The following is a 25,936-nucleotide window of genomic DNA, read 5'->3' on the forward strand; positions in this document are numbered from 1 at the left end:
TACTAAGAAGATGACAAACTTACTTAAATCTTTACCAGCACGCTGCTGGTTTATATCACTGGGGCTTTTTCTGGCGACTTTGGCTTCGGCTCATTTTTTTCCATCAGAAATATTAACGGCATCTGCCAAGTTAGCGGCTTTGCCATTTCTGTTCTGCACCGTCGTTTTTTTCAGCTACTTGGGATTCAAAGCGACCTGTAATCCCATCGGACTTATAGCCATCATCACTATGCTTGTAGCAATCGCATATTGGCAAGCGAGTTGGACAATTGTTGGTTTGGGACTCTTCTTCTTAGCTATTTGTACTGGAATTAGATTCTTGAGCAGCCAAGTTAAAGATTCGGGTAGAACTTTGAGCATTGAAGAAAAATGGTATTGGTATAAGCTCCATTCGTTTTTTGATGGCTTTTATCCTAGGTATCCCAAAAAGCCAAAAAAATAGCCAGCCCACCACAAGCTGGCTACCTTCTGTTTTTAGTTCCTTCCTGATGCCTGGTTATAGGCCCTAATATCGATCAAGTTGTTCTGAGCATAATCTCCCGCAAGGGATGCATTTGAGATCACTGCAATCTGCTTATCCACAAATGCTTTATCTTCTTCGGACACACTGTCGGGGATGTAAGAGCCACTCTCATCCTTTTGACGATACTCATTTAGTATTTGTTCCCTTAAGCCAAGCATTTCAGGCGACCAACTCGATGAGTCTTCAGAGTTGAAAACGCGCCCCGCCAAACCTTCATTGAAAGCTTGAGCGAACACTTGACTTTGAATCGGGGTCAATCCCATTCTCTGCCCTTCGCTGTATGCTTCCTGTTTAAAATCATCGGCATACTGTTCTAAGAACTCACCATATCGATTGTTAACTGCCGCACCGAATGCCCCAGCCAACATGGCTTCAGACTTAGTGCCCCAGTTTACTTCGGAGGCATACTGCGAACTCGATCCACTGTATGCATCATTAAACGCCGTCAATGGATTTTCCAAAGAGGTTCCGGCATCAACGGCGGCTTTTAAGCCATCCCAGGTTGATTTGCTGGCCACCGTTGCATTGTGCAAGAAACCTCTTGAGCCAGGATCTTCAAGCGCTTGTTCTTTGTAACTCTCATAGTCTTCGCCAAAGTGATTCAAGGTATGCAGTGCTGCATCAGTATGCTTGCCACTGAAATCACCAATAGCACTGGCGCTGTTGAAGAACATTTCAGCACCAGAGACTCCGCTATCATCAGCCATAATGCGAGATCGCCACTGAGATCCAGCTTCACTGTTTAGTCCAGATTGATAGGTACTTGTGTCAGAAGCTACGGCCTGCTGGGCTTGCTGCTGATGCGCATTCAACTGTCCATCTATACCAGACAGATTGGTTTGGTAAGCCGATTGAGCTGCGTTGAACTGAGTTTGAACTGTTGCTGCATCCTCGTAGCCGCCCAATACACCCGATTCAACTTGGCTTTGAGTACCACCAAAAGTAGGTGCAGTTGATGACATGCCTTCATTTGAGCGCGGCTGAATTGATCGTAAATCGGCTCCGGTAGCCATGGCCATAACCGTCATTGCAGCTTGATAATCATTGTCGCGTTCAGCGGGCGTTGAAGAGTTGCTATAGGTTAAAGACTCCATAGCTGCCGCTACATACGCCTGATTATCATCAGGTAGCAAGCGCTGATACATTGGAAGGTTTTCACGTAAACGGTTACCTGCTTCAACATGCTGGTTCATATAGCGACCTAAATAATCCATGACTTCAGGATTGTCCGCTGCTAATCGGGTTAACGTCGCACCATCAGTATTTCTTTGTCCTGATAGACTGTAGCTGGCCTGATCAAGCTCACTAAAGCGATTTGATGCCGTGACAACGTCTTGAGCTGAACTCTGAAGTGACTGATAGTCTTGGTTAGACAAGGACATCTCAACGCCAGAACGTCTTGAGTCTGAAAGGTCCTTAACCATTGCATCGCGATACTCAGCACGTCGTGAATCACTCGATGCCAAGCTTTGCATCTCCCCAGTGAGCGTATTTGCGGTCGTAGATCGAGAACTGCCTTCTGACGACTCAACTTGGCCACTAAAGTTACCACCTAAATCCAGCCCTGCTCGTACCCTTGATAGTTTTGGTACACGAGATGAGTCTGGCTTATCGACTCCTGGCAAGTTGCCCTGTGGAGAATCATTGCCGCCAGTACCAAGAAGCCTTCCAAGAAAGCCCTTATCAGCAACTTCTTTCTCACCGGGATTAGTAATAGTTCCATCGCCACCGACCCTTAGGCCTCCCGATAGCACGCCCGATACCAAGCCACGTACAGCATCTTTTTTATCGTCTCCAAAACCATACCGAGTTTGCAGGTCATCAGTAACCTGATTAACAACGGCGCTAGATGCGGAGTTAGATGAGCCGATCTGACGTCCAACCGAAGACAGGTTGTCGTAACTTAGCTTTTCACCAAAAGTTCGACTCATAGTATTCCCAACCTGACGACTAAAGGCTTGGGTTGCTTGAGTCATGGATTCTTTTGCAGAGCCAACCATTGAACCCACTGCGTTTCCTACAGAGAAACTGCTTAGTAGGTTTGACGCGCCGGTCATAGCAGAACCAGTGAGGGCTGAATTTTGGAACATTGACTGTGATTGCATTACCGGGGCATTTTTCGCGACATCTGGACTTGTCATCTTTTCATCAATGGCATCACCGTTTTGAAGACGTCCAGCCAAGTGGGTAGCGGTTATTGCTGAGCCATAAACGAGCATGAGCGAAATCGCCGGAACACTCGACGCCAACATGCCGCCAGTCGCTATCCAGGTTTGCAGCACTGAATCCATCTGCATCATCCCGGCAAAAGATGGCACTTCTGTACCTGCAAAGGCATCAAGAGCCGACATTTTCCCTGCAACGGTTAAATGAATATACAGGTTAATGATGGCCATGACAGGCATCCAAAGTTGAATCCAAAGCAGGATTAACAAGTACTTCCCAGCCATTCGCATCCCGATTTGGCCAAGGGCTATCACAAAGGCCATCAAAGGGGTGATGGCGTAAATGAAACCCTCAAAAAACGTCATCATCGGACGAACGATACTTTGGAACAGGGTCTGCTCCGCCGCCCATTGTGTATTGCGCTGTTCAATCGCTTGGTTAACCATAACGGCTGCGGTGAAAGCTTGATCATCCATATACTTGCCCGTCACGCTTTGCTCATAAATAGGTAAAAGCACCGACGCGGTCATGTACTCTTGGGTGTTAACCGAGGCCAAACCAAGATTATTCAGTGCATTTCGGATCACGTCATCAGTATCAGTGGCTGACGAAGTTCCCAATGAGGCTGACAGAACCTGTTTAAGCCTTGGAATGAAGGTTGATTCTGTCATGAGTTTCAGTTGGCTATAGGCATCGGTGCAGTCCAAATCGCTACTGCTACCACTGAGCATGATGCGCGTGCCATAAATGCGCGAATCAAACCTAATCGCAGTCATCGGGTTAGGATCACTCAGCACCTGATCGAGGTTCTTTTGGCCAATGTCGATACCAATCAAGGTGCACTCTTTAATGTAGTTAAACCAAGATTGCTCGATATCCGAGCCGCCGACACGATTTGCATCACCCAACCCAGAGCGATCCATCACCTGTTTTCTCACTTTAATCAGTGTCTGTAAACTGGATGCAAAGCCGTATTCCGTCATGGCGGGAGTTGAGAACGCCGTTTCAAACAATCGCGTGATTTGAAATCCAACAGTCGAAATTGTACTGCCTGCGGCAGCAACACCGATGGGCACATTATCAACCACTCGAACTTGTCCCGTGTACGCATCCTCAATGCTCACACGGGTACTGGGTCCAAACATGGTTGCAAAGACTATCCATGAGACTAAAACGTGCTGAAAGTTAATCCCTCGACCACCTTGCATTAAGGCCTGAACAGAGACCATCAATACCCCAATGAGCAAGCCAATGCGAACCATTGAAGTAAAGTCGCCTGTACCAGTAATCATCGCGACAGCGTTCAAGACCTGCTCTAAAAATGCCGAATCCCCGATGGAATAGATCTCCCACATGACCTATTCCCCCAGTGCCGTAGATTTAACGGTGTAATAACGCTGCTTGCGAATGGTCTGAATCACCTGGTTAAAATGCGCCAGCAATTCTTGCTCTGAACCGTATCTTCGCTGTAACGCGGCGTATTCCTCATTGATTTGGCGACGTGCACGTTCAAGGTCTTCCGTTAACAACTTCGCATAGGCATGATCTTCCACACCGGAGGTACTTCTAGCTGCATTGAGCATGTCTTCAACCAATGCTCGGGCCATCTCAACAGCAATAAATGGCGCAGCTCTTGAAGCAAACGACCTAGCAGCCCCTTCATTTAATGCAGAAAGTGTTCGAATCATGCCGCCAATACTTGCAGGAGCCGAGGTCATAAAAGCCTTTTCGGTGGTGCTAGCTGCCCCAGTATTTCGAGCAAACTTAAATATAATGCCGTTACTAGAACCTGTACCAAGAAGTAAATTTTCGACCTGAGTTGATAACCCGGTTAGGGTCACGTTAGTGATTGTCGGATTTAGACAGCCGTCTTGTGTCACTGTGTCACATCGGTACATAGCGACGTTACCGCCATGAATTAGATGCTCAATAGTCACTTTATTGCCATTCAGTCTGGTCAGTTTTGGGGCTTTACCTTGACCATCAGCCGCATTCGCTAAATCACCAACGATGATCGAGCCCGTCACGGACATAACCGCTTCAAGAAAACGGTCATCCCCCGATGCAAACCAGCTTGATGCCGAGTGACGTTTCAGTGCTCGCCAGACCAAGTTACCTTTAATCGTTTTGTTCACATCAGATGCCGCGACACTTGAAGCATTCTCGTAAGGGTTCTTACCATTGGACTCACTCCAACTGGTAAAAATGTCTCCAGCCCCTTTAAGTGAGCTCAACATGCTGGCCTCTGTTTGCCCCTTCTTACCAAAGGCGGCCAGGGTATCGTTCACGACTCCCTGAGCCATTTGACAGGAATTGCCAAAATACTCGTTCAACTGCTGGATTTTCTTTTGCAGTGTCTCCATGTGCTGGGAGCATTTCTCACACATAGCACTGAGCGCCAATTGGAATGCGTATCCCTTGGCATTTGCCGCTACAGAGCGAAGTAATTGAACAAACTGATCTGCATTAACAAATGACAAACTTCCAGCGAACATATCAATGCCGCCACAACCGGCTTGGAATGACGGAGGCACCATAGAGACGAGGTTCTCGTTCATGATCCTGTTACGAACAACAACACTTCCACCAGATATAACGCCACGCCGCTGACTCTCGAATACACCAGGCGCAGTGGTGTTGGTCATTGAACCAAACAACTGATTCATCTCCTGTTGCAAGCTTGCTTGGCTCATAGATGAAAAACCAATCGCACAGGCGATTAGCGATACTTGGAATACTTTTTTCATCGTTATAACCCTCCTTGTGCACGCAGATAGCGAACAAGGAACTCAGGGTCCTGTAATATTTTTTCGTTAAGCTCTTGGGCTGACATCGCGAGTGAAACGCCGGGCTGAACAGGTCTGGTGGCATAGTAAGTTTGATCGTCAATCCAACCGGCTTGATGGGCTGCAAGAATGATTCGATTATTGAGCTCATCAAGGCTCATTGCGCCCTGGCCAATCGGAGTGATGACATTAGGCGGGTCTACTAAGAAGACCGCAGGAACAGTCGTAACGGACAACGATTGTGCTTGTCCTGAATCGACTTTGTAATTTGGAAATTCTCCACTTGGTAAAGGCAAGCCATCGACAGCAATAGCAAACACCTCGAAACCGTAGTTCAAAGCCATGGATTCGATGATAGGCGCTTGAGCGTGGCAGTAAGGGCAATCCGAACGATAGAAGAAGAACAAGCCAGCCCGTTTTGCTACTTCACCTAAAGCTACATCGCGTTGAGCGCCAGCTTCTCGATCCATCCGATTGGCAGCATAGGTCGCCAAGGGTCTGCGACTGATTTCATCCAAAACAGGATCGCCCATGACCACCTGCTGACTAACATCAGCAAACTGTGAACCCTTATCCATCATGACGCGCTGAAGATACAGATAAGCCCTGACGTTCTCATTCGTCGGCTCATCAATTGCCTTGTCCATGAACGATTGCATATGCTCTCGGAACCATGCGGCACTGAAGGGCTTTAGTTCGCTCTGACTGGACTCCACGACACCAGTTTCCGGCTCTATCAGCTCATCAGGCTGCTCAGGTTCAGGAATAACCTGATACCAAAACCAGCCTTCCTGACCACGCTGATAGAATGGTCCATCACTGGCATGGGCGGGCAAGATGAATAGCAAGAAAATAATGATTGGGATGGTCACCCATAGGATGAACCAAGGGAACAAGGGGGTTCTCATTGTCAGCTCCAGAAAATTTCATAGAGCTAACATGCTAATGATCCCGGTAAGAGCGATTGGCCAGATAGATGAATGAATCGTGTGTTTTTCTGACTAGCTGTTGTGACCAGTAACAACAGCTAATTTTAACGAGCCAAATTTATGATTGGACCGCTTTGAGCGAATAGCGGACATCAACGTTCACTTCAGCATTACCGAATACTGAACGGTTTTGAGCTAAAGTTTTTGCGCGGCACATGGAAAAGAACTGCGTAGAGTTTGGTGCCAGATGCAAGTCCATGCTAGGGATTTACTGCTGACTAAATAACTGCTCCTAATTGTGATACACCTGCTTCAAGCCATGCTTGCCACCTAGGAACGGAGCCGCTGTGTCCATAAAGTGGTATACCTGCTCCAGTAAGTCATCCATGTTCTTACACTGATGGTTACGGGTTATCGTTTCATGCAACGCATGCCATAGCTTTTCAATTTTGTTGTGCCACGGGCTGTATACCGGTAAAAACAAGAGCTTGAACTTTGGGTTCTCATTCAGCCATTTCTGCGTTTTTTTGCTCTTATGGATGATGTAATTATCCACAATTAGCGTGATACTTTTCGCTCGCCGGTATTGCCCTTTCAGTTGCTCCAACAGCGCAATAAACAAATCACTGGTCTTGCGCTCACCACCAACATAACTGATTTGTCCTGTCTGGCTGTGCAGTGCCCCCGCCAGATAGTGTTTCTTATTCTGGCCGGGTGTAGCTACCTTACGCTGTTTACCTTTAAAGGTAAGCGTCCGGCAATACCACCTATCGCTTAACAAACTGCCATGGTAGCAGTTGCTCGATATCGACGTCGGGCTTGCTGAGTTCATCAAGGCAAGTCATCACATACTCGAACACATTGAGGTCGTTAGCTTTAGCGGTTTCGATGATACTGTAGAGCGTTGCGCTGGCGTTTGCGCCCGTGGCGGTTTGACTAAATAGCCAGTTTTTTCTGCCTATCACGAACGGTTTAATCGCGCGCTCAGCGCGATTATTATCAATCTTTAGGTGGCCGTCGAGTGTATAACGTACAAGCTTTTCCCATTGGTTCAAGCAGTATTGTATCGCTTCGCCTAATTTGGTTTTCGGTAACACTTGTTGAACTGATTTCATTAGCCATGCGTGAAGCTGATTGAGCAACGGTAGGCTCTTTTCTTGTCTGGTAAGGTAGCGCACTTCGACCGTTTTATCGTTTAGCTGCGTTTCGATGCGGTAGAGCTTTTGGATATGATTGAGTGCCCAATCTGCTTTTCCGCTGCCTTTCTTACCCGCACCTTTTTTGGCTTCCATGAACTTACGACGTGCATGTGCCCAGCTTGCGACAGGCTAAGCCTGAGAATAAAGGAGGTAATTATGTTGTAACCAAAATTATTCGTTGAATTCCAGAGGGTTCAACTCCCTCCCGGTAAAAGCTAACCACTAGCCGGAAGCGAGTCTTGCATGGGTGACGGCAACGTTATTCGTGAAGCGTAGGCAGCAGGTACTAAAGCCGCGGGATGGAGTCTCGATATCATGTTCACGTTGGAGGCTTCATTTTGTTGGGAATGGGGTCAGTACAGTACATATCGTAATGGTAAGAGATGTATTGTCCGACCGGGATCTATGGCCGGGGCAAAGGTACAGGATGGAATTCTCAGGAACCTGTGAGATCCAGTATTGACCTGAGTATTATTAAGCGTTTGGCTCTAGCTATTAACAAAGCCGGGCTGTCTGATAATGGCTTCCAATCAGACAGAGCGAACAGGAAGCGCGCTCAGGAGCTTAAAAGCGAATCCATAAGTGATTAGGTAGTAGATGCTGGAAGTCTTAGTGCGCCATAGTACTGTTGACTTGGGGGAACTCTGCTCAGGAGGACCCTAACGAGGAAAGGGCGCACCATAACTTTTTAACTGTTGATGGGAAACATAGAGGTGCACAGAAACCGATGATTGTGTCAACGAAACAACAACAGATAGCCAAATTGGCTAAAGAGAAACCGAAACTCGTGTTCACATCACTCAATCATCTACTGAATATTGAATGGCTATATGAAGCGTATAGGCTCACGCGTAAAGATGGTGCAGTCGGCATAGATGGTGAAACAGCACGTGACTATGAACAGCACTTGGATGCAAATCTGCAATCATTGCTTGAAAGAGTCAAGTCTGGACGCTATCGAGCGCCTGCTATTCGTCGCGTGTATATTCCCAAGGGCGATGGTAAGTTGCGTCCACTTGGGATCCCCACATTTGAAGACAAGCTTGTTCAACGTGCCGTTGTAATGCTACTGGAGCCAATATACGAACAGACGTTCTATGATTGTTCATTTGGTTTTCGACCGGGCTACTCTGCGCACCAAGCGCTACAAAGTCTTCGTAATCACATCATGGATGACGGGGGTAAGTGGGTACTAGACGTGGATATACAGCAGTATTTCGATACTATTGAACATACTCAGTTGAGAAACTTTTTAGACCAACGAGTGACGGATGGCGTTATTCGTAAAATGATAGACAAATGGCTAAAAGCCGGTGTGATGGATGGGAGTAAACTAAAGAAGTCTGTAATCGGGACGCCACAAGGCGGTGTTATTTCTCCTTTGCTAGCAAATATATATTTGCACTATGTATTGGATGAATGGTTTGCCAATTCGGTTAAAGCTCGCATGCTTGGGCGTTCAAGTTTGACTCGGTTTGCGGACGATTTTGTTATGGTGTTTGAACATTACGAGGATTGTTATCGTGTTCAACAAGTCTTAACCAAACGCTTTACGCGTTATGGACTGACACTGCACCCTGACAAAACTCGCCGCGTAGATTTTCGATTTCGGTATCGAAAAACGAATATCCAACGCGGTAAGTGCGTTAATTTTGATTTTCTAGGCTTTACCCATTACTGGGGGCGGTCTCGACGTGGTCACTTTGTTGTTTGTCAAAAGACAGCGAAGAATAGGCTCGCTCGAACACTAAAGGCATTTAATGTGCTGTGCCAAAAGATGCGCCATAAACCGCTGGATTTGCAGTGGGAATGGTTAAATCGAAGGCTAGTGGGACACTTTGTCTACTTTGGGATCACTGGAAACATAAAATCACTTAAACGTCTCCACCATAAAGTGGAGCGTCTATGGCATAAGTGGCTAGGTCGCCGTTCTAGGAAAAGTTACATTCCTTGGGTACGATTCACGCTAATGCTTAAACGCTTCCCATTGGCGATTCCAAGGATCTATCATCGTTATGTTTAATGCGCTACGCAGCGAATAAACTGTTATGAAGAACCGGATGCGTTAATTGCGCTCGTCCGGGTCTGTGAGGGGTGAGGGCAGTAATGTCCTCATCTACTCGGAAACCGATAAGGGTCGCTTGCGTTTGCTCGTAGCCTTGATAGCCATCCACTTGTAAGTAGCCGTTATAGCCATTAAGGAAGTCTACTGCGCATTGCCCAGCGCGACTATTGTGATAATCGTACAACACGATATTGGATGTCGCTGTATCGGGGATATTACCGCTAGGTGAATCAGCGCCACTGGCGTACAACCACATATAGCTGTTCGCTTTTTCAGACTCAACCACTTTTAGCGTGGTTTCACCCGCCGCGATAACAGGTTGCTTTAACAGGTGTTGATGAAGCTGCTCATAAAGCGGTTTAAACAACTCAGCACAGCGGATTATCCAGTCCGCCATCGTCTTACGGCTTAATTCAATACCGTGCTGTTTGAACATCGCTTCTTGTCGATAAAGCGGTAACCCATACTGATATTTGCTGGTGATGATTTGACTTAACAAGCTTGGCGTTGCGTAGCCTTTTGGAATCACGCTGTGAGGTACGGGCGCTTGTTTAATCGTGTTGCTGATACCGTCCTTTTCACAGGTACGGCACGCATATTTAGGGCGAACATGCTCTATCACTTTAACCTGTGCAGGAATAAACTGAAGCTTCTCTGACTTATCTTCACCAATGCGATGTAATTCGCCCGCACAACAGCCACAGATTTTTTCTTCGTCGCTAATATCGTGAACGATAACTTCACGAGGCAGGTCTTTAGGTAGCGGTTTACGTGTGGGCTTTTTGCGGGTATAGCTAATCGTTTCTTCGGCTGTTTCAGATTCAACAACCAGTTCTTCCGCTTCGTTAAGGAAACTGCGAATAAGTCCTGCAATTTAGTTCTTGAACCAGCCTTTGCATTCGCCGTCTAATTTTTGAACGCTAAATTTTCAATTTCGGCCAATATACTGCCGTTTTAGGCCTGATTTTGGCCTAATCCCGGGTTATTCCCGGATTTTAGACAGATCCTGGCTGTCGTCGTAACATCTGGTCTACTTTAAACAGGTTCGCCAAGGTGAATAGCATGGCTAACTGTGAGTCATTCTTCATCAGCCCTTTATAGCGTGCTTTGATAAAACCAAACTGACATTTGATGATCCGAAACGGATGCTCCACTTTCGCCCGGATGCTGGCTTTTAAGTATTCGATGTTAATGGCCGTTTTGTTCTTGCGAGGATGCATTTTCAGTGCCCGGACTTTTCCGGGGCGTTCGGCAATCAGCCATTCCACATCCTTTTCTTTTAGTTCTTCACGCTTCTCTGCGCCTTGATATCCAGCGTCGCCAGAGATGAATTCCTCATCGCCATGCAACAGGTTCTTCATCTGATTAAGGTCATGATCGTTGGCGGCGGTGGTCACCAGCGTATGGGTCAGGCCACTCTTGGCATCCACACCAATATGGGCTTTCATACCGAAGTGCCATTCATTGCCTTTCTTGGTCTGATGCATCTCCGGGTCACGTTCATTCTTTTTGTTTTTAGTGGAGCTGGGAGCTTCAATAATCGTCGCATCCACCAATGTTCCTTGCGTCATCATCACACCGCAGTCCGACAGCCATTGGTTGACCGTTTTGAATAATTTGCGAGTCAGCTTGTGCTTTTCCAGCAAGTGCCGGAAGTTCATAATGGTAGTGCGGTCTGAAATGGCTTTATCCAATGACAGTTGCGCAAACTGACGCATCGAGGCAATTTCATATAATGCATCTTCCATGGCTTCATCACCGAGGCTATACCATTGCTGCATACAATGAATGCAAAACATGGTCTCAAGCGCGTACGGACGTCTGCCATTGCCAGCTTTAGGATAAAAGGGTTCAATCACTTCCAGCAGTTGAGGCCACGGCAGCAGTTTATCCATTCTGGATAAGAATATCTCTTTACGAGTCTGGCGGCGCTTGCTGGAAAACTCACTATCGGCAAAAGTTAACTGTTGGCTCATGGGCGGTAATGGCTGTGATTTACTATGCAGCTATGATCTCACATCGGGGACTTATTCGCATCTTCCCTAGGTATTGAGTAATGGATCATTTTTCCAATTGTTCAGCTTTAAGCGCAGTACTTTGCAACGTAAGCGATCAATATAGACCCGGATCACCCCATTTTATCTAAGTCGCTCGTTAATTTTTTGTCCGCGAATCTCTCTTTCCAGACTCTTGGCGTCAGGTCGAGTACGTCTTTGGCCGGATGCAGTGCTACACGCTGCAATACATCCACGAGGTAATGGTAGGGATTGACGCCTTGCAGGCGGCAAGTCACCATCAGGCTTTGTAATATGCCCAGTTGTTCAGCCCCGAGTTCGGACCAGCAGAACAAATAGTTTTTTCTGCCCATGGGAATAACCCGCAGTGCCCGTTCCAGATGATTGGTATCCAGGGGTAACGCCGGGTTACTCAGGAACACCTTGAGTTGGCTCTCCCGCTCATGCGCATAGTGAAGCGCCTTGGCGAAGGGGGATTTGGGCAGTAAATCGGTGCGCTGGCGTTGTTGGTAGACCCACCGGAAGAACTCAGTGACTAAGGGTTCGCTGTGTTGTTGCCGGTAGGTATGGATATCAGCCAGGTCTGATTGCTTATCCCGGATGTGTTTTTCATGCCGGTAGAGCGTGGCGATGATATCCAGTGCCTGTTGCGCTGTTTGCGGCTCACTGTCGAGGGCTTTTTCAAAGCCTCTGCGCATGTGTACCCAACAGGCAGCGTGCACAATCTGCAGTTCGTGTTGATTTAATTGTTCAACCGTTTTGGTGTAAGCGGCATAGCCGTCGGTCAGCAAGGTACCGGTAAAGTCCTGTAGCTGTGCTTTGGCATGCAACATGCCCCGGCTGTGACTCCAGGTAAACGCCACCTCATCACTGTCACCGTACATCGGCCAGAAGTAGGTTTGTTTCATTTGCCCCGGTTTTCGGCCAGCCCCTTTGGTACGCCCGGCTTTAATGGGCACTTCATCCATGGTCAGTATGTTGCTTTGCAGAATGTGCTGCCACTGGGCCTTGGCGATGGGCCGAAGCAGCTCAATGCCTTGTTGTATCCAGTTGATTAAGGTAGCCCGGCTAAGGGTGATACCGCTATCGAGCATCCGTTGATGTTGGCGGTGAAGCGGTAAGTGATATACCGCTTTATCCACCATCAGCCCAGCGAGTAGTGAGACATCGCAGTAACAGCCTTCCAGTACATTGATGGGGGCTGGGGTATCCTTAAGGGTTTGCGTGGTTTTATGACGCACGACCTGACGACGATACACCAGTACCACATAACTGCCGGGCTGTTGTGCTAAGCGACGGGTTTCTTTGATATCCACGACATCATACTGGTCGGCATCCGCCCCCTGTAACTCAGGCGCAGGCACATCAATAATCAGCTGAGGCACCGTCTCATCAAAGCGTAGGCCGTCATCATTCACATCCGAGTCGCGACGTTGCTTTTGTGAGGAACGGGTATGGGCCTTCACCGGTTTGGTGTCTGCCGGTAAGGCGTGTGTCTCACCCTCATCAAACAAACTGCTCTGCGCCGGATTATCCACTAACACTTTTTCAGACTTACGCCCGAACAACTGGCGTTTAAGCCAGTCCAGTTGATGCTTGAGTTGCGCAATCTCCTCAGCTTGATGAGCAAAGGCAGCCTCAATTTCAGACGGTGAAAGGTGACTAATAGAATGTGTTTTCATGGCGTAAATTATAACAAAATCAGTCAATTAAATCGCCTGTTTTGTTTGTCTTTTTGCCAGTAAATGCCATCAATCAAACACTGTAACTGAGCACTGTTTAATGGTGTTTTTGCTGTACCGTCAGTGACTTTGGCGAAGGTGCCTTTTTCTAACCGTTTACTCCACAAACAATAACCGCCCTGGTAGTAATACAACACCTTGAGCTGGGTACGGCGTTTATTGATAAACACAAACCAGTCACCACAATGCGCTTGCATCCCCAGTTTGCCCTGTACCAGTGCCGCCAGCCCATCAAACTGTTTGCGCATATCGGTATTACCGGTATACAGCCAAATACGCCCATTGGATAAGGGTAACATCAGGCAGCCCGGTTCATCCGCAGCACCACACCACCGGGTAATGCCAGTTCAATCTCCCAGGCAGAGCCTGCGCTCTGGTTCGCACTTGCTGGCATATCAAAGGCAAGCCAGTTATCTTGCTGCGCAAGCGATTGGCTATCATCGCTCAGTTTTTTACGCCACAGATAGAAGTTTGATACTGTTAACGCATGCTGTGCACAAAATTCACTGACTGTCAGTTCGCCTGCTGCTTGCTTATCAATCAATTCCTGCCATTGCTCGCGTGTTCGTCTTTTTGTTGCCATCGATTAAGTCTCCGTGAGTAAAATCTACGGGGACCATTTTACGGGGTAGCTCCGCCGGGAAAAGACGGTCTAAATTGATCGCTTACTTTGCAACAATCGGTTCTATCCCGGGCACATCCAATTCCCGTTCATCAAAAGTGATAAAATGGCCTATTGTACGTCTTTCAATGGCGATGTTTTTTGCCTTGACTCTTTAACCTTAACCATTCGCCAACTTTACTTCTTAGCTGATATTCCACCTTGATAGGTATACACCAGACTGGCACCGACTGAAAACAAGAAGTAGCTTACTATTACTGCTCTTAGTTCTTTCCAAAAAAACTATTAGCTAGGCCTTTCCTAACATAACTAAAATGGTTTAAATCCCAAAAAACGAAAGCTACCATCAATATAGTTGCGGTAGCTCTCATCAAGTCAATATAGTATTTCTTCATATCAGAGCCAGAACTTGATACCTGCAACAAAAGCAGTATCACGAGTACTTTGCCCATTTAACTTCGCAAAGTCGGCTGTATTACCAAATTTATTTGTCCACTCAACGCCAACATAGGGAGCAAACTGGCGGGTAAACTCATAACGAACCCGAAAACCAATAGCACTGCTAGACAAGCCACTACCAAGGTTATTTTGGACGTCATCCTTACCGTAAAGCGTCAACTCTGCTCGTGGTTGAACAATTAACTTTTGAGTAAGTAATAGCTCATACTCAGCTTCGATCGAAAATGCACTATTACCTTGCTCTCCTAAATACGCAGTCATATCAATTTCAAACCAGTAGGGGGCTAGACCTTGTAAACCAAAAGCTAGCCATTTGCGGTTTTCACCTTCGTTATTGTAATCAAGTCGAATACCGACTTGTGTATCCCAATAAGCAGATATTGCGTGGCCCCATAGAAAATCTGTTTGGTTCTCCTCTAAATTACCTTCGCTAAAATCTCCTTCAGTTTTGATGACTAATCTATCAAAAGTAGTGCCATACCATGCCTGAAAGTCAAAAACACCTGCGTTTGTTTGCTCATTATATTCAAGACGATCCCCTAGTAGCGCGTAAAATGAATGCTCATCTGCCAAAGTCAGTCGTTTGTCGCTACTGAGTGCATAAGGGCCTTCAGTCAAAGTTGTACCTGCTGCATAAGCATGGGGGTCTCTAGCATCTTTAGGTGCATCTCCACCTTGTGCTTGCATTTTAGAATCACCCATCTCAGTCATCTCATCTTTTGCAGATACAGATACACTTATAAGGGGCAAACCTATTAATAATAGTCTTAACGTATTGGTTAGTATTAATTTTTTCATGATACAACTACCTCTCTAAACATACCTGCATCCATGTGGAATAATAAATGGCAATGCCATGCCCAGCGACCTACGTCATGAGGTGTTGTTAAAAAACTAATTCTTTGCGCTGGTTGTACAGGGATAGTATGGCGACGAACCTGTACATCACCTTTTTCATTCTCCAAATCGCTCCACATACCATGCAGGTGCATGGGATGTGTCATCATTGTATCGTTTTGTAAAATAACTCTTAAACGTTGATTATGCTTCATGTGAACTGGCGTGCTTTTTCCAAATTCCAAGCCATCAAATGACCAGCTATAACGCTCCATGTTTCCAGTTAAATGTAATTCAATTTCAGCCTCTGGCTCTTGCTGGTTTGTAATTCCCTCAAGAGAATGTAAATCTGCAAGTGTTAAAACACGGCGTCCATTTTTACGTAAACCTATACCGGGATCATCAAGGTTTGTTCTAGGCATATCAACACGCATATCAACAGAAGCTCCATACTCTGTTTTTGCATGACGCACTTTAGTGCTAGCAACAGCTAATGGGTTTTTAGTCATTCCATGTTTACTATGATCCATTGCCATCGCTCCATGACCCATTGCACTATGATCCATTTTATTAGAATTCATGCCCGACATACCTGCCGTATCAGCCATTGTAGAATGCACACTATCATGGGTCATATTGCCCATCATATCTGTCATCGTTAACCACTCAACGGGGTCTAAAGAAGGTACTGGTGCATCAACGTTAGGTGCCATTGATAAAGTACCTTTAGCATAACCTGAGCGATCCATGCTTTGTGCAAAAATCGTATATGCATCATTTTTTGGCTCGACAAGTACATCATAAGTTTCACCGGGACCAAATCTAAATTCATCTACTGTCACAGGTTCAACATTTTGTCCATCAGCTTGTACAACTGTTAACTTCAGCTCAGGTATTCTTACATCAAAAAACGTATTGCTAGAACCGTTAATAAATCTAAGCCTAACCTTTTCGCCAGCTTTAAACATTCCACGCCAGTTTGTCAAAGGCGCACAACCATTCATTAAAAAAGTCATTGCAGATGCTGATAAGTCTGCAAGATCTGTAGGGTTCATTCTCATTTTATTCCACATTTCCCGGCGTTGTAGCGCATTTGAAACGCTGCTATTTGAAATGTCATCAAAAAACTCTGGAACAGTAGGTTGATTAAAGTTAAATACATCGCTCTGTACTTTTAACTTGCGAAACAAATCCATTGGGTCATCATCAGTCCAATCAGACAATTGGATGACATGCTCATTGTCAGCACTAATAATATCCTTTTCTCTTGGCTCAATAATTAATGCGCCGTACATACCTGTCATTTCTTGAAAGCCACTGTGTGAGTGATACCAATATGTGCCGCTTTGTTGCAGCTTAAATTTATAAACAAAGGTTTCACCCGGCATTATACCTTTAAAGCTAATACCCGGTACGCCATCCATTTGATACGGAAGAATGATCCCATGCCAATGAATTGAACTCGGCACTGATAATTTATTAGTTACCCTGATAGTAACGTCATCACCTTCTCTGAGGCGCAAGGTAGGAGCTGGTATTGAGCCATTGATTGTTGTAGCCATTCTTACAACACCTGTGAAGTTTACGGGTGACTCATCTATCACTAAATCTATTACTTCTCCACTTAGTTCGGGCGCAGTACCTGTTGAAGTTCCAGCAATCAAAGATGAAGCTGCATGAAGAACACTTGGAAAAGCAGCTAATACACCGCCAGCAATTACACCTTGTACAAAGCGTCTACGTGGCGTAGAAACTTGATGTAATGGACTTTTAATTCTCATTTTGTACTCCGTTATTTAACCAATAAGTTAATGTGACCAATGAATGTGCTTAATCTTCCATTCACCATTTTGTTTTTCCAGCACCATCGTTTCCATGCCTTGATAATCGCGTTCAACACCTTTATGAGTACCTGTAGTTTGACTACGCGACGCAGAGATAGCGGTATTTCCAAGTATCGTCACTTGATGTTCAAGTGTGTCGCTCTTCATCGCTGCTAAATACTTCATATCCGACAACATATGATGATGAGCATATTCATCAGCGCTCCTTTCAACGCGGCCTCCCTCGAAAATGGTGACATCATCCGCTAACTGCGCTCTAGCCTGTTTTTGATTGCCAGTTTCAAGTGCTTGATGAAATGCCAAAACAACTTTTGCGGCAGGGGTATCTATACCTTTAAACAAACCTTTGTCTTTGTTCTTATCACCATGAGCGTTTGCTGCGAAACTAAACGTCATTAATAAAACGAGTAATATATTTATTGTTTTCATTTTCATTCTCTCTTTTAGGTTTTAATTTGCAGGGCCAACAACACTAGTAAGCCCAGCCGTTACAGATAAAATGGCAAAAGCTACTACCATTTCTATCGAGATAGATTTAGATAAAGCCTCTCTGCCTTGACTATTTTTAAGTTGTGGAACGAGTATTAGTTTATGTTTAGCAGCAAGTGCCAAAATAGACACTACAAGGGCCAATTTAAACAACAGTGTTTGTCCGTAACTTGAGCTTATTAGTGCATCAAGACTTCCGACCAATTGAATCACGAGCCAGAGGCCTGCTACCAACAATAGGCTCAATGTAAAACTTGCTTGTTTGCCAAAGCTTTCCATCAGCAAATGAAGTTCTGCATAACTTAGCTGATGGCAAGCCTGTTTTAGTGGCAATAACGCCCCAAACCACCATGCCATAACGAGCACATGCAAAATAAGCAAGCCTTTTTCAATTGTGCCTAACTCAGAAATATGACCCAGTAACGTGAATGAGTATGCAAGGATTAATAAACTCAACATTAAAGCGCTTTGTTTTAAGTACGAGTTCACAGCGAGTTTGAACCTTAAAGCTAAAGCGATTATTGCGGTAACTAGCCCAAGCGCTCGAAGCAAAGCTCCAGTGCCGACAGAGGAGTCCCACATAATAGCCAATATATCAGCGTCTATCGCCCCCTGAATTCCCTCTTCTGCCATTGCACCAGTACTGGCAAAGAACCAAGTAATATTAGCGATCAAAGCCATAACTATATAAGTTCTTGTCCACGTTAAATTCGCTATTACAGCATTAGTATGAGATTCATTATTCTCAAATATTTGCCTGAAAAATGTATAACCTGCAATACAGGCAAAGCCGACGTAAAATACAATTTTTGACAGTACAATGACTGTATTCCAGATATACATTTCCATATCAATCACACCGCCTATTTTAGTGAACCATAAAGCCGAAGCTATGTTTCATTTTATGACCATCGTTACCTAAGAAGGTTACATCCACAGCATAGTTTGCAGGAGCTAATTTAGGTAGTTTCCATGTAAATTTGCTAGTAGCGACTTTAGAAGGCTCGAATCCAAATTTAAATTCTTCGCCTTGTTTATTGGCCAATGAAACTTTTACAACCCGTACCTCTTTGGTGAACACCAAAGTTAACTCTTCTGGAGGATTCATTAGCATTGCATTATCAGCAGGCACACTTTTTTCAAGATGCACATGCGCAAATACCGCACTACTAAAAACGACACTGATTACGGTTAAAAATTTAATTAGTTTTTTCATATTTACCTCTATTTTAGTTTATTGAAATTGCTATTTATGGTTTCTTAACTTCGCTAAGCATTACTTTTTAGCTCCGCCTTAGAAAGCTCCTTGTTAAAGGCGTTTAATTCTGGCTTTTTAACGATTGAGTAAATTACTGGGAGCACAATAAGAGTGAGTAGCACAGCACTTGTCATTCCGCCTACCATAGGTGCAGCAATACGACTCATAATCTCCGAACCTGTTCCTGTACCATATAAAATGGGCATCAAGCCGATAATGATTGTTGCAACTGTCATCATTACTGGACGAACTCGTAAGCCTGCACCGTGCAATAATGCATCTTGATATGCATCATCAGAGATAGGTTCAGCTCGCTCTTCAGCTTTTTCCTTAAGCTCAGCAAGTGCCTGATTGAGATAGACCAACATTATCACACCAATCTCAACCGCTACCCCAGCTAGAGCAATAAAGCCCACGCCAACAGCCACAGAGAAGTTAAACCCTTCCAGATACATCAACCATAAGCCACCAATCATCGCTCTCGTAACAGTGGAAATTTCGTGGACTCAATTTGTAACTGGTCTTTCTTGATCTCTAGACTGTCGCCTCTCGGAAACATTTGAGAGACGCCAACCTTTAGCTGAGTCATTCCTTCCTGATCTAAATCCCAAGTATCTGTTGGTAAATTCATTATCCCTAGCGATACTTTCGGATCAGGCAAAGTACCTGAAGCAATACTTCTATTTTCAACTGCACTTTGTTTCAACCGGCTACCATGAAGCCAAGGATCATTTTGCTGAGCTAAGGTGATAGCTTATTCAAGCGACACTACTTTCTCAGCTTGAGCTGAGAATACAGATAAGCCGAGTATTAATGCAGTTGAAAGTGAAGTAAGGTTTGAAGAGTTCAATTTCATTAGAATTGCTCCTCGTATGTTTTAACTTTTGCATAGACTTTGCTCGTTCCATCTTTAAATAGAATTAACACGTTGTATGGCATAAAGCGGTCATCGACTTCCATACCGGGAGAGCCAACTGGCATTGCTGGAACTGAAAGCCCAATCGCATTGGGATGTTCTTCTGATAAGAACTGCTGAATAAATTTAGCAGGTATATGACCTTCAAAGGCAAATCCATTTCTACTCACTGCCGTGTGGCATGAACGGTAATTAGGTTTGATACCATACTTAGTTTTGATGTTGCCGATGTTTCGGAAATCTTTGGAATGCGCAACGATCCCTTTGTCTTCAATATGAGTTATCCATTTTTTACAACACCCACAAGTAGGGGTTTTATAAACGATTAACTCCAAAGATGTTACGTCGTTATTGTGTGCATGGTTATGTTCGTTGGCGTTTGCAAACGCAGGTGAAAGCAGCATTACTACTGCTATTTTTAAATACTTATTGATCATTTTTGCCCCCAGACATCGCTGGAAAATATCTATAGCGCTACGACGCTATATTGACTAACAGAAAAATTAATTACATGTGCGCGAAATTTGGACGCACTAATCCTGTATTAGGCAAAAATTGGTGGACGATAAAGGGAAGTGGAAATTGAATGAGGTTGTTTAGATTGCAGAGCAGCTACAGATTCACTGAATATTTGAATATCTGTCGAGTCAATACTGGAATTTAGGACTGTCGTAGATGAGCAAGCATTTGCAGGACAAATACATTCAACGTCACAACAATCTTCTGATTGACCATTACTGCTTTTATTCATATCACCATGATCCATGTTCATGTTCATGTTCATGTTCATGTGTGATTCGTGAGAACCTGATGACATTTCGCAAGACATAGCAGAATACGCAAATGCTTGCCCTACAAAGGCAACCAGCATAAGCGTTATTACTAAGACTCTTGAAAATGCTTTAGACATAAAATTCTCATAAAAATATACATGGCCTATGCTAATACAAATTTTCGAATAAGTAAATTGATGTCATGTAAACATTTATGAATATTTGCTGAGGGATCCCCTCGAATTTGACCATAGTATCAGCTCTCTTCCAGTTTGATGACTGACCAGTCAGACTCTGCTGCCCATACCATGATTTTCTCCCTCGCAGCCTACATCTCTTCTTCGGTCAAACCTAGCCGGGCGGCCTTAGATAGTCGTAATCCCAGATAGTTAAACGACAACACGCGCCGGTGCTTGATGCTGTTAGCCTGGAACTGCAAGTGCTTCCCGGCCAGCTCTGCCGCCAGCCCTATCATGTAGTGCAACCAATTTGCCAGTGCCGCCAATAGCAACAGCACTTCCAATCGTTCGCGTTTATAAGTACGGTGGGCTTCGCTACCTAAGCCATAGGTCTGGCTTTTCTGGTCGCGGAAGCTCTCTTCTATTTGCATGCGTTTGCCGTAGCATTTGGCAATCTTCGTCGCGTAACCGAAGCAATTGGGCAAGGATGAGACCAACAACCACGGCTCTTTATATTGCTTGTGTTTGTCGGATTTTCGCAGCTTCCAACCGGTGCCCACCAGCACGGCTTGAGTCCGATATTGCCGGGCTTTGGTCAGCTGAACTTCACCCAATAGCTGCGGCGTGGAGCGCGCCTTTTTATACACTTTTGCCACGGTGACAAAGTCATTTTGTCCAGGCAGTTGCAGTGTCTGGTTGCCACGCACTCTGGCAATGTAGTGCCAGCCGAGCTTACGTATTTGCTTAAACCACGGCACTTTAAAACCAGCATCGGTAATAATCACCGGCTTAAAATCTGCTGGCAGTACCTGCTTTAATCGGTGTAAAAACGCCTTGTGTACGTGTGGGCACGTATACTCGTCTATCGGCACAACAACTTGATGTAACGTCAGTGGGCGACCTTCCAGCGCCAGGCTGGCACGCAGGATAAAATGACGTTTTTCGGTGTCAGCATTGCTCCAGTCCACCAGAATGAGCGGCTTTTGGCCCTGACGCAGCAAGCGGGTCATTGCGGCATAAATAAGCGGCGCCTCTGCTTGAAGCGCTTCATTTCTTAGCAAACGGTCAGCTCGTTTGATGCCGTGTTTTTCTGACGTTTCACTGTCAAAATTACGGCCGATAGCCGTTACCGTGCATTGGCCATTCTGCATCAAGCTTTGTACTGCCGCCCCCACAGCTAAAAATCGGGCTTTGTGCATACATTTGGGGGTGACAAATGAGAGGAAATCGGCGAGCATTGTTTTTACATTCATGGCAGCATTCATGGTTAGGTGTTTTTGGCGAAAGATCAGATCGGGAACTGCCATGAATGTTCCCTTCGCCTCTAACTATTTGTTTTATCTACGCCATTCGTGGGGATTCGTCAGCTATATTGCTTTAATTAAACTTACAAATACTTTTAGGTGCATCTGATATTTGTGCAAGCTATAAATTCGTTGCTCACCATTGACTAGAAGTGTCCGCTTTTGGTACAGGGCTGCTGTTACAGCCCTGTCCCGCTCAAACTTCAATTGACTCAGAAATCTCTAAAGCATCGTCAACTTCAATACCGAGATAACGAACTGTACTTTCCAACTTCTTATGACCGAGCAGAAGCTGGATTACCCTGAGGTTTTTTGTCTTTTTGTAGATAAGATATGGCTTGGTTCTTCTCATCGAGTGGGTACTGTAAAGAGAGTCGTCCAGCGCTAATTTGCTTATCCAACCATGAAAAATACGATTATATTGCCTCGTCGAGATATGTTGAGATGAAAGTACACGCGATTTGAAAAGGTAATCGCTGCTACGTAAATTGGCCTTTCTTATCCAATCCGCCACAGCTGCTCTAGTACCGCTCGTAATCTCAAATTGTACCGGAGTCCCGGTTTTTTGCTGTACTACATGTGCTCTGCTTAGAATTGAGCGCCCGCAAGTGATATCCGATACTTTGAGCTTTACTAGGTCACAACCCCGAAGTTTACTATCAAGCGCTAAGTTAAAAAGCGCCAGATCTCGAGTCTTTCCTTCTAGCTCCAGCCTTATTCGAATGCCCCAGATATGTGATATCTGAAGTGGTCTTTTCTGTCCAACTAAACGATCTTTATTCCATGGTGAATGCGTCATAGCAGTTCTCCCGTATATTAAGGAGAAATAATTATGGTTGGCATCGATGAGGTAGTAGCGCAAGTAGCAGACTTGGGTTTATAGCCTTATTCTGCTACTAAACGTTGATGAAATTAGGCCACTTTGCTCTATTCATTTAGACTCTTTATCAAAGAGCAAAACAAACATTTTCAGCCTGTCTGCCAATTCATGGATAGTTGTATCAAACGCTTTGCTTGTCTTGCCGGTTTTCGGATCAGGAAAATCCCAACTTAATATATGCTTGGCAGTTAAGCCCTGAGCGCATTCCTGTTTAGCTTTATCACACAAGATGATGGCGTAATCGATTTCAGCATTTTCTAGTGCGGCAAAAGACTTTGAGTTTAGACCTTCTGTTGTAAAGCCATGTTGTTGTAGCGCCTTTATCGCACGTTCATCAGGCACTGTCGGTGCAGTGCCGACACTGAATACGTTAAAGCGGTCGCTATACTTTTGACGGGCAATGGCCTCTGCCATCAGTGAGCGTGCAGAATTCTCGGTACATACAAAAACTAAGTTTGGCTTATTCATCACGATACTCCGTTTAGCTATGCACCCAGTGTATTGCTGGTGCGGTTTGGGTTAGGTACTGGTTGAATAATCAACCGGTAAACTTTGCGAAATAGCTTTGATGTACCGGATGGCACAACGCTTTGGGTCTAAGCTGCTGCACTATGGCTTGCGCTTCGGTTTTGCCGTAACCAAGCTGAGTCATTAGTATTGCCGCCATGAGTCCGGTTCGCCCAGAGCCACCTTTACAGTGAATAGCCACTTTCTTACCTGCTTGCAGCAAAGCAAGTATCGACGCCTTATAGTCGGTAAATGCCGCTTCAAATGCCTGCTCTGGCGCACAGTCATCCTCTATCGGTAACTGATACCATTCCAAGCCAAGCTCTTCGCAAATAACACCAATCTGCGCTACATCATTTTGCTCTAGTTCATGTGTTGGCATCAGTGTAATGATGGCAGCCGCGCCTGCTGCTTTAAGCTGACCAATGCTGTCAGACAGACTGACGCCTTTGGTGCCCGGACAAGGCGTGAACATCAGCGTGCCAGTATTGAGTTCCAGATAATCAAATGGGTGTTGCATAGTAGTTCCCTAGTCAGTAATAAGCGTCAGTTAAACCAGTGCCGGGTTCGATTGGCAAACCACACCAGTGACAACATCACCGGCACTTCAACAAGCACACCCACCACGGTTGCCAGTGCTGCACCGCTGTTTAAACCAAACAGCGCTATAGCAACTGCGACAGCCAGTTCAAAAAAGTTAGAGGTGCTAATCATGCAAGCCGGTGCAGCAACGTTGTGTGGCAAGCGCATTTTTTTGGCAATGGCATAGGTAATGGCGAAAATGCCGTAGGTTTGCAGCAACAGCGGAATAGCAATAAGCAAAATAACCAGCGGTTTGGCGACAATAGTTTGCGCCTGAAAGCCAAACAGCAACACAACTGTCGCCAACAGACCAATAACCGACCACGGTTTCGCCTTTGTTAAAAACGCCGTGATGCGCTGCTCTGCGCCGCTTTTATTAAGCTGTCTGCGCGTAATAACACCGGCAATAAGTGGCAACAGCACATATAACAGCACAGACAAGAAAAGTGTTTGCCACGGAATAACAATATCGCTGACGCCCAATAGCAATGCAGCGATGGGGGCAAAGGCAAAAATCATAATGATGTCGTTTACCGACACCTGTACCAAGGTGTAATTGGCATCGCCTTTGGTCAGCTGGCTCCAGACAAACACCATAGCCGTACAGGGCGCAACACCGAGTAAAATCATACCGGCGATATATTCATTGGCACTTTGTGGGTCAACCCACCCTGCGAAGAACACCTTAAAAAACAACCAGCCCAGTGCGGCCATCGTAAAAGGTTTAACCAACCAGTTCATCACCAGTGTAAGCATGATACCTTTTGGCTTTTTGCCTACGTCCTTAATTGCGCCGAAGTCTATCTGTACCATCATGGGATAAATCATTAACCAAATCAGCAGTGCCACTACTAAGTTAATTTGCCCGTATTCAATCGCCGCTATCGCATGAAACACACTGGGCATTAGATTGCCAAGCACAACACCTGCGGTAATACATAGCGCCACCCACACTGATAAATACCGCTCAAAAATCCCCATATTTCACTCGTCCCCTTTAGTACAAACCGTGTTCGAAGAACTTACAGCAATGCGGAGAGCGATAAGACATGCTGCCTAATCTCATCTCTGGCAATGCGAAACCCCTGCAATAACTGCTCTGGTGTTTCCCGGCCTGCGGAAGGCTCATTTATCGGCCAGTGTAACCGCTGCACTTTGCCCAGAAATACCGGACACACTTCTTCTGCACACAAAGTGATAACCGCATCCACGGCACGGCTGTCGATATCCTCAACCGCTTTTGAATAATGCGTGCTGATATCAATACCCAGCTCAGCCATTGCCTTAACCGCATAGGGGTTAAGTGCCGAGGGTTCAGAGCCAGCACTTTGCACGACGATATCCGCTGGCAGATAGTGTCTGGCTAATCCTTCGGCCATCTGACTACGGGCCGAGTTTGCCACGCACAAAAAGAGAATGTTCTTCATGGTTACACCGTTACTTACACACCATTTTGTCGTTTGTTGAAACACAGCACGTTTCATCATTAGTAACCTGACTGCTGGCAATTTGTTGTAGCAAATCCAGTAGCGGTAATAGTTGTTCAGGGTTGAGGCTGTAACACACCCGAGGATGCTCTATTTCACCGGTAACGATTTCTGCCGCTTTTAATATGCGTAAGTGCTCCGACACGGTTGATTGTGCAAGACCAACTTCACTGGTGATTTCACCACCAATACAGGAAGGCTTGCTCAGCAGCAGACGGATAATTTGTATGCGGGCAGGATGTGCAATCGCTTTGGCGATAGCGGCCAGTTGATCATTGGAGACTGAATTAAGAGTGCTCATAGATATCAATATCGTTATTCGACGATAAACGAATATAAAGAACCGTTAAACACTAGTCAAGTTCAAAGCAACA

The 25,936-nt window shown here is 45.4% G+C and carries 23 protein-coding genes and 5 pseudogenes; 2 read left to right on the forward strand and 26 right to left on the reverse strand.

Annotation, left to right across the window (positions count from 1 at the left end; genetic code table 11):
* Nucleotides 1–10 precede the first annotated feature (10 nt).
* Entirely contained in the window at nucleotides 11–442 is a 432-nt protein-coding gene (eexS, locus tag ACFI6J_RS06245) for an entry exclusion protein EexS (protein WP_105934078.1), read from the forward strand.
* Between the two features lie 32 nt (nucleotides 443–474).
* Here eexS and ACFI6J_RS06250 read toward each other — a convergent pair whose 3' ends face one another.
* The 5 genes and pseudogenes from ACFI6J_RS06250 to tnpC (ACFI6J_RS06270) form a co-directional block, all read right to left on the reverse strand.
* Nucleotides 475–4,044, reverse strand: coding sequence for a conjugal transfer protein TraG N-terminal domain-containing protein (locus ACFI6J_RS06250; protein ID WP_105934049.1), 3,570 nt, complete (start codon nucleotides 4,042–4,044; stop codon nucleotides 475–477).
* A 3-nt stretch (nucleotides 4,045–4,047) separates the two neighbouring features.
* A complete protein-coding gene (locus ACFI6J_RS06255) occupies nucleotides 4,048–5,436 on the reverse strand; it encodes a conjugal transfer protein TraH (protein WP_105934050.1) in 1,389 nt (462 codons plus the stop codon).
* Between the two features lie 2 nt (nucleotides 5,437–5,438).
* Nucleotides 5,439–6,383 carry a thioredoxin family protein gene (locus ACFI6J_RS06260; RefSeq protein WP_462585811.1) on the reverse strand — a complete coding sequence of 315 codons (945 nt, stop codon included), beginning with the start codon at nucleotides 6,381–6,383 and terminating at the stop codon, nucleotides 5,439–5,441.
* 313 nt (nucleotides 6,384–6,696) lie between these two features.
* Nucleotides 6,697–7,236 (reverse strand): IS630 family transposase, encoded by a 540-nt coding sequence (locus tag ACFI6J_RS06265; RefSeq protein ID WP_462585813.1) that lies wholly within the window; start codon nucleotides 7,234–7,236, stop codon nucleotides 6,697–6,699.
* Nucleotides 7,172–7,720, reverse strand: a pseudogene (tnpC, locus tag ACFI6J_RS06270) (IS66 family transposase); the annotation flags it as partial. The gene ACFI6J_RS06265 and the pseudogene tnpC (ACFI6J_RS06270), both read right to left, overlap by 65 nt.
* Nucleotides 7,721–8,330: 610 nt before the next feature.
* Between tnpC (ACFI6J_RS06270) and ltrA the strand changes: the two are divergent.
* Nucleotides 8,331–9,626 carry a group II intron reverse transcriptase/maturase gene (gene ltrA, locus ACFI6J_RS06275; protein WP_462585815.1) on the forward strand — a complete coding sequence of 432 codons (1,296 nt, stop codon included), beginning with the start codon at nucleotides 8,331–8,333 and terminating at the stop codon, nucleotides 9,624–9,626.
* Nucleotides 9,627–9,729: 103 nt separating this feature from the next.
* Here ltrA and tnpC (ACFI6J_RS06280) read toward each other — a convergent pair.
* The 21 genes and pseudogenes from tnpC (ACFI6J_RS06280) to ACFI6J_RS06380 form a co-directional block, all read right to left on the reverse strand.
* Nucleotides 9,730–10,515: pseudogene (gene tnpC, locus ACFI6J_RS06280) on the reverse strand (IS66 family transposase); the annotation flags it as partial.
* 148 nt (nucleotides 10,516–10,663) lie between these two features.
* Nucleotides 10,664–11,644: an IS5 family transposase gene (locus ACFI6J_RS06285; RefSeq protein ID WP_462585817.1), complete on the reverse strand. Its 981-nt coding sequence runs from the start codon at nucleotides 11,642–11,644 to the stop codon at nucleotides 10,664–10,666.
* 152 nt (nucleotides 11,645–11,796) lie between these two features.
* Nucleotides 11,797–13,365: an IS66 family transposase gene (tnpC, locus tag ACFI6J_RS06290; protein WP_462585865.1), complete on the reverse strand. Its 1,569-nt coding sequence runs from the start codon at nucleotides 13,363–13,365 to the stop codon at nucleotides 11,797–11,799.
* Nucleotides 13,366–13,388: 23 nt separating this feature from the next.
* Entirely contained in the window at nucleotides 13,389–13,724 is a 336-nt protein-coding gene (gene tnpB, locus ACFI6J_RS06295; RefSeq protein ID WP_126874057.1) for an IS66 family insertion sequence element accessory protein TnpB, read from the reverse strand.
* The gene (gene tnpA / locus ACFI6J_RS06300; protein ID WP_024016272.1) at nucleotides 13,724–14,008 is read right to left on the reverse strand and encodes an IS66 family insertion sequence element accessory protein TnpA; all 285 of its coding nucleotides are present in this window, start codon (nucleotides 14,006–14,008) and stop codon (nucleotides 13,724–13,726) included. Before tnpA ends, tnpB begins: the two co-directional genes overlap by 1 nt.
* A 435-nt stretch (nucleotides 14,009–14,443) precedes the next feature.
* Nucleotides 14,444–15,304 (reverse strand): copper resistance protein B, encoded by an 861-nt coding sequence (locus ACFI6J_RS06305; RefSeq protein WP_004589262.1) that lies wholly within the window; start codon nucleotides 15,302–15,304, stop codon nucleotides 14,444–14,446.
* A complete protein-coding gene (locus ACFI6J_RS06310; RefSeq protein ID WP_058405792.1) occupies nucleotides 15,301–17,124 on the reverse strand; it encodes a copper resistance system multicopper oxidase in 1,824 nt (607 codons plus the stop codon). The genes ACFI6J_RS06305 and ACFI6J_RS06310 overlap by 4 nt, the downstream gene beginning before the upstream one ends.
* 27 nt (nucleotides 17,125–17,151) lie before the next feature.
* On the reverse strand, nucleotides 17,152–17,622 hold the full coding sequence (locus ACFI6J_RS06315) for a YybH family protein (RefSeq protein WP_008467847.1): 471 nt from the start codon (nucleotides 17,620–17,622) through the stop codon (nucleotides 17,152–17,154).
* A 15-nt stretch (nucleotides 17,623–17,637) separates the two neighbouring features.
* A complete protein-coding gene (locus ACFI6J_RS06320) occupies nucleotides 17,638–18,525 on the reverse strand; it encodes a copper resistance D family protein (RefSeq protein ID WP_024596191.1) in 888 nt (295 codons plus the stop codon).
* Between the two features lie 19 nt (nucleotides 18,526–18,544).
* Entirely contained in the window at nucleotides 18,545–18,892 is a 348-nt protein-coding gene (locus ACFI6J_RS06325) for a copper resistance CopC family protein (protein WP_010558032.1), read from the reverse strand.
* A gap of 53 nt (nucleotides 18,893–18,945) precedes the next feature.
* Nucleotides 18,946–19,431, reverse strand: a pseudogene (locus ACFI6J_RS06330) (efflux RND transporter permease subunit); the annotation flags it as partial.
* A pseudogene (locus ACFI6J_RS06335) lies at nucleotides 19,413–19,790 on the reverse strand (TolC family protein); the annotation flags it as partial. The pseudogenes ACFI6J_RS06330 and ACFI6J_RS06335, both read right to left, overlap by 19 nt.
* Nucleotides 19,790–20,287, reverse strand: a complete 498-nt coding sequence (locus ACFI6J_RS06340) for a DUF411 domain-containing protein (protein WP_462585824.1) — start codon at nucleotides 20,285–20,287, stop codon at nucleotides 19,790–19,792. The gene ACFI6J_RS06340 and the pseudogene ACFI6J_RS06335, both read right to left, overlap by 1 nt.
* Before the next feature lie 107 nt (nucleotides 20,288–20,394).
* A complete protein-coding gene (locus ACFI6J_RS06345; RefSeq protein ID WP_462585826.1) occupies nucleotides 20,395–20,760 on the reverse strand; it encodes a hypothetical protein in 366 nt (121 codons plus the stop codon).
* A 119-nt stretch (nucleotides 20,761–20,879) separates the two neighbouring features.
* Nucleotides 20,880–22,055, reverse strand: a pseudogene (locus tag ACFI6J_RS06350) (IS4 family transposase).
* 247 nt (nucleotides 22,056–22,302) lie between these two features.
* Entirely contained in the window at nucleotides 22,303–22,905 is a 603-nt protein-coding gene (locus ACFI6J_RS06355; RefSeq protein WP_287554661.1) for a tyrosine-type recombinase/integrase, read from the reverse strand.
* Between the two features lie 132 nt (nucleotides 22,906–23,037).
* Complete coding sequence (locus tag ACFI6J_RS06360; RefSeq protein ID WP_287554663.1) at nucleotides 23,038–23,454, reverse strand: arsenate-mycothiol transferase ArsC; 417 nt, start codon at nucleotides 23,452–23,454, stop codon at nucleotides 23,038–23,040.
* 70 nt (nucleotides 23,455–23,524) lie between these two features.
* Nucleotides 23,525–24,013 (reverse strand): phosphatase domain-containing protein, encoded by a 489-nt coding sequence (locus ACFI6J_RS06365; protein ID WP_462585827.1) that lies wholly within the window; start codon nucleotides 24,011–24,013, stop codon nucleotides 23,525–23,527.
* A 26-nt stretch (nucleotides 24,014–24,039) separates the two neighbouring features.
* The gene (gene arsB / locus ACFI6J_RS06370; protein WP_462585828.1) at nucleotides 24,040–25,056 is read right to left on the reverse strand and encodes an ACR3 family arsenite efflux transporter; all 1,017 of its coding nucleotides are present in this window, start codon (nucleotides 25,054–25,056) and stop codon (nucleotides 24,040–24,042) included.
* Nucleotides 25,057–25,097: 41 nt separating this feature from the next.
* Nucleotides 25,098–25,502: an arsenate reductase ArsC gene (locus tag ACFI6J_RS06375; protein ID WP_287554669.1), complete on the reverse strand. Its 405-nt coding sequence runs from the start codon at nucleotides 25,500–25,502 to the stop codon at nucleotides 25,098–25,100.
* 10 nt (nucleotides 25,503–25,512) lie between these two features.
* Complete coding sequence (locus ACFI6J_RS06380) at nucleotides 25,513–25,863, reverse strand: ArsR/SmtB family transcription factor (RefSeq protein WP_287554670.1); 351 nt, start codon at nucleotides 25,861–25,863, stop codon at nucleotides 25,513–25,515.
* Nucleotides 25,864–25,936: the final 73 nt, after the last annotated feature.

Source organism: Alteromonas sp. G4i13, from assembly GCF_054960505.1.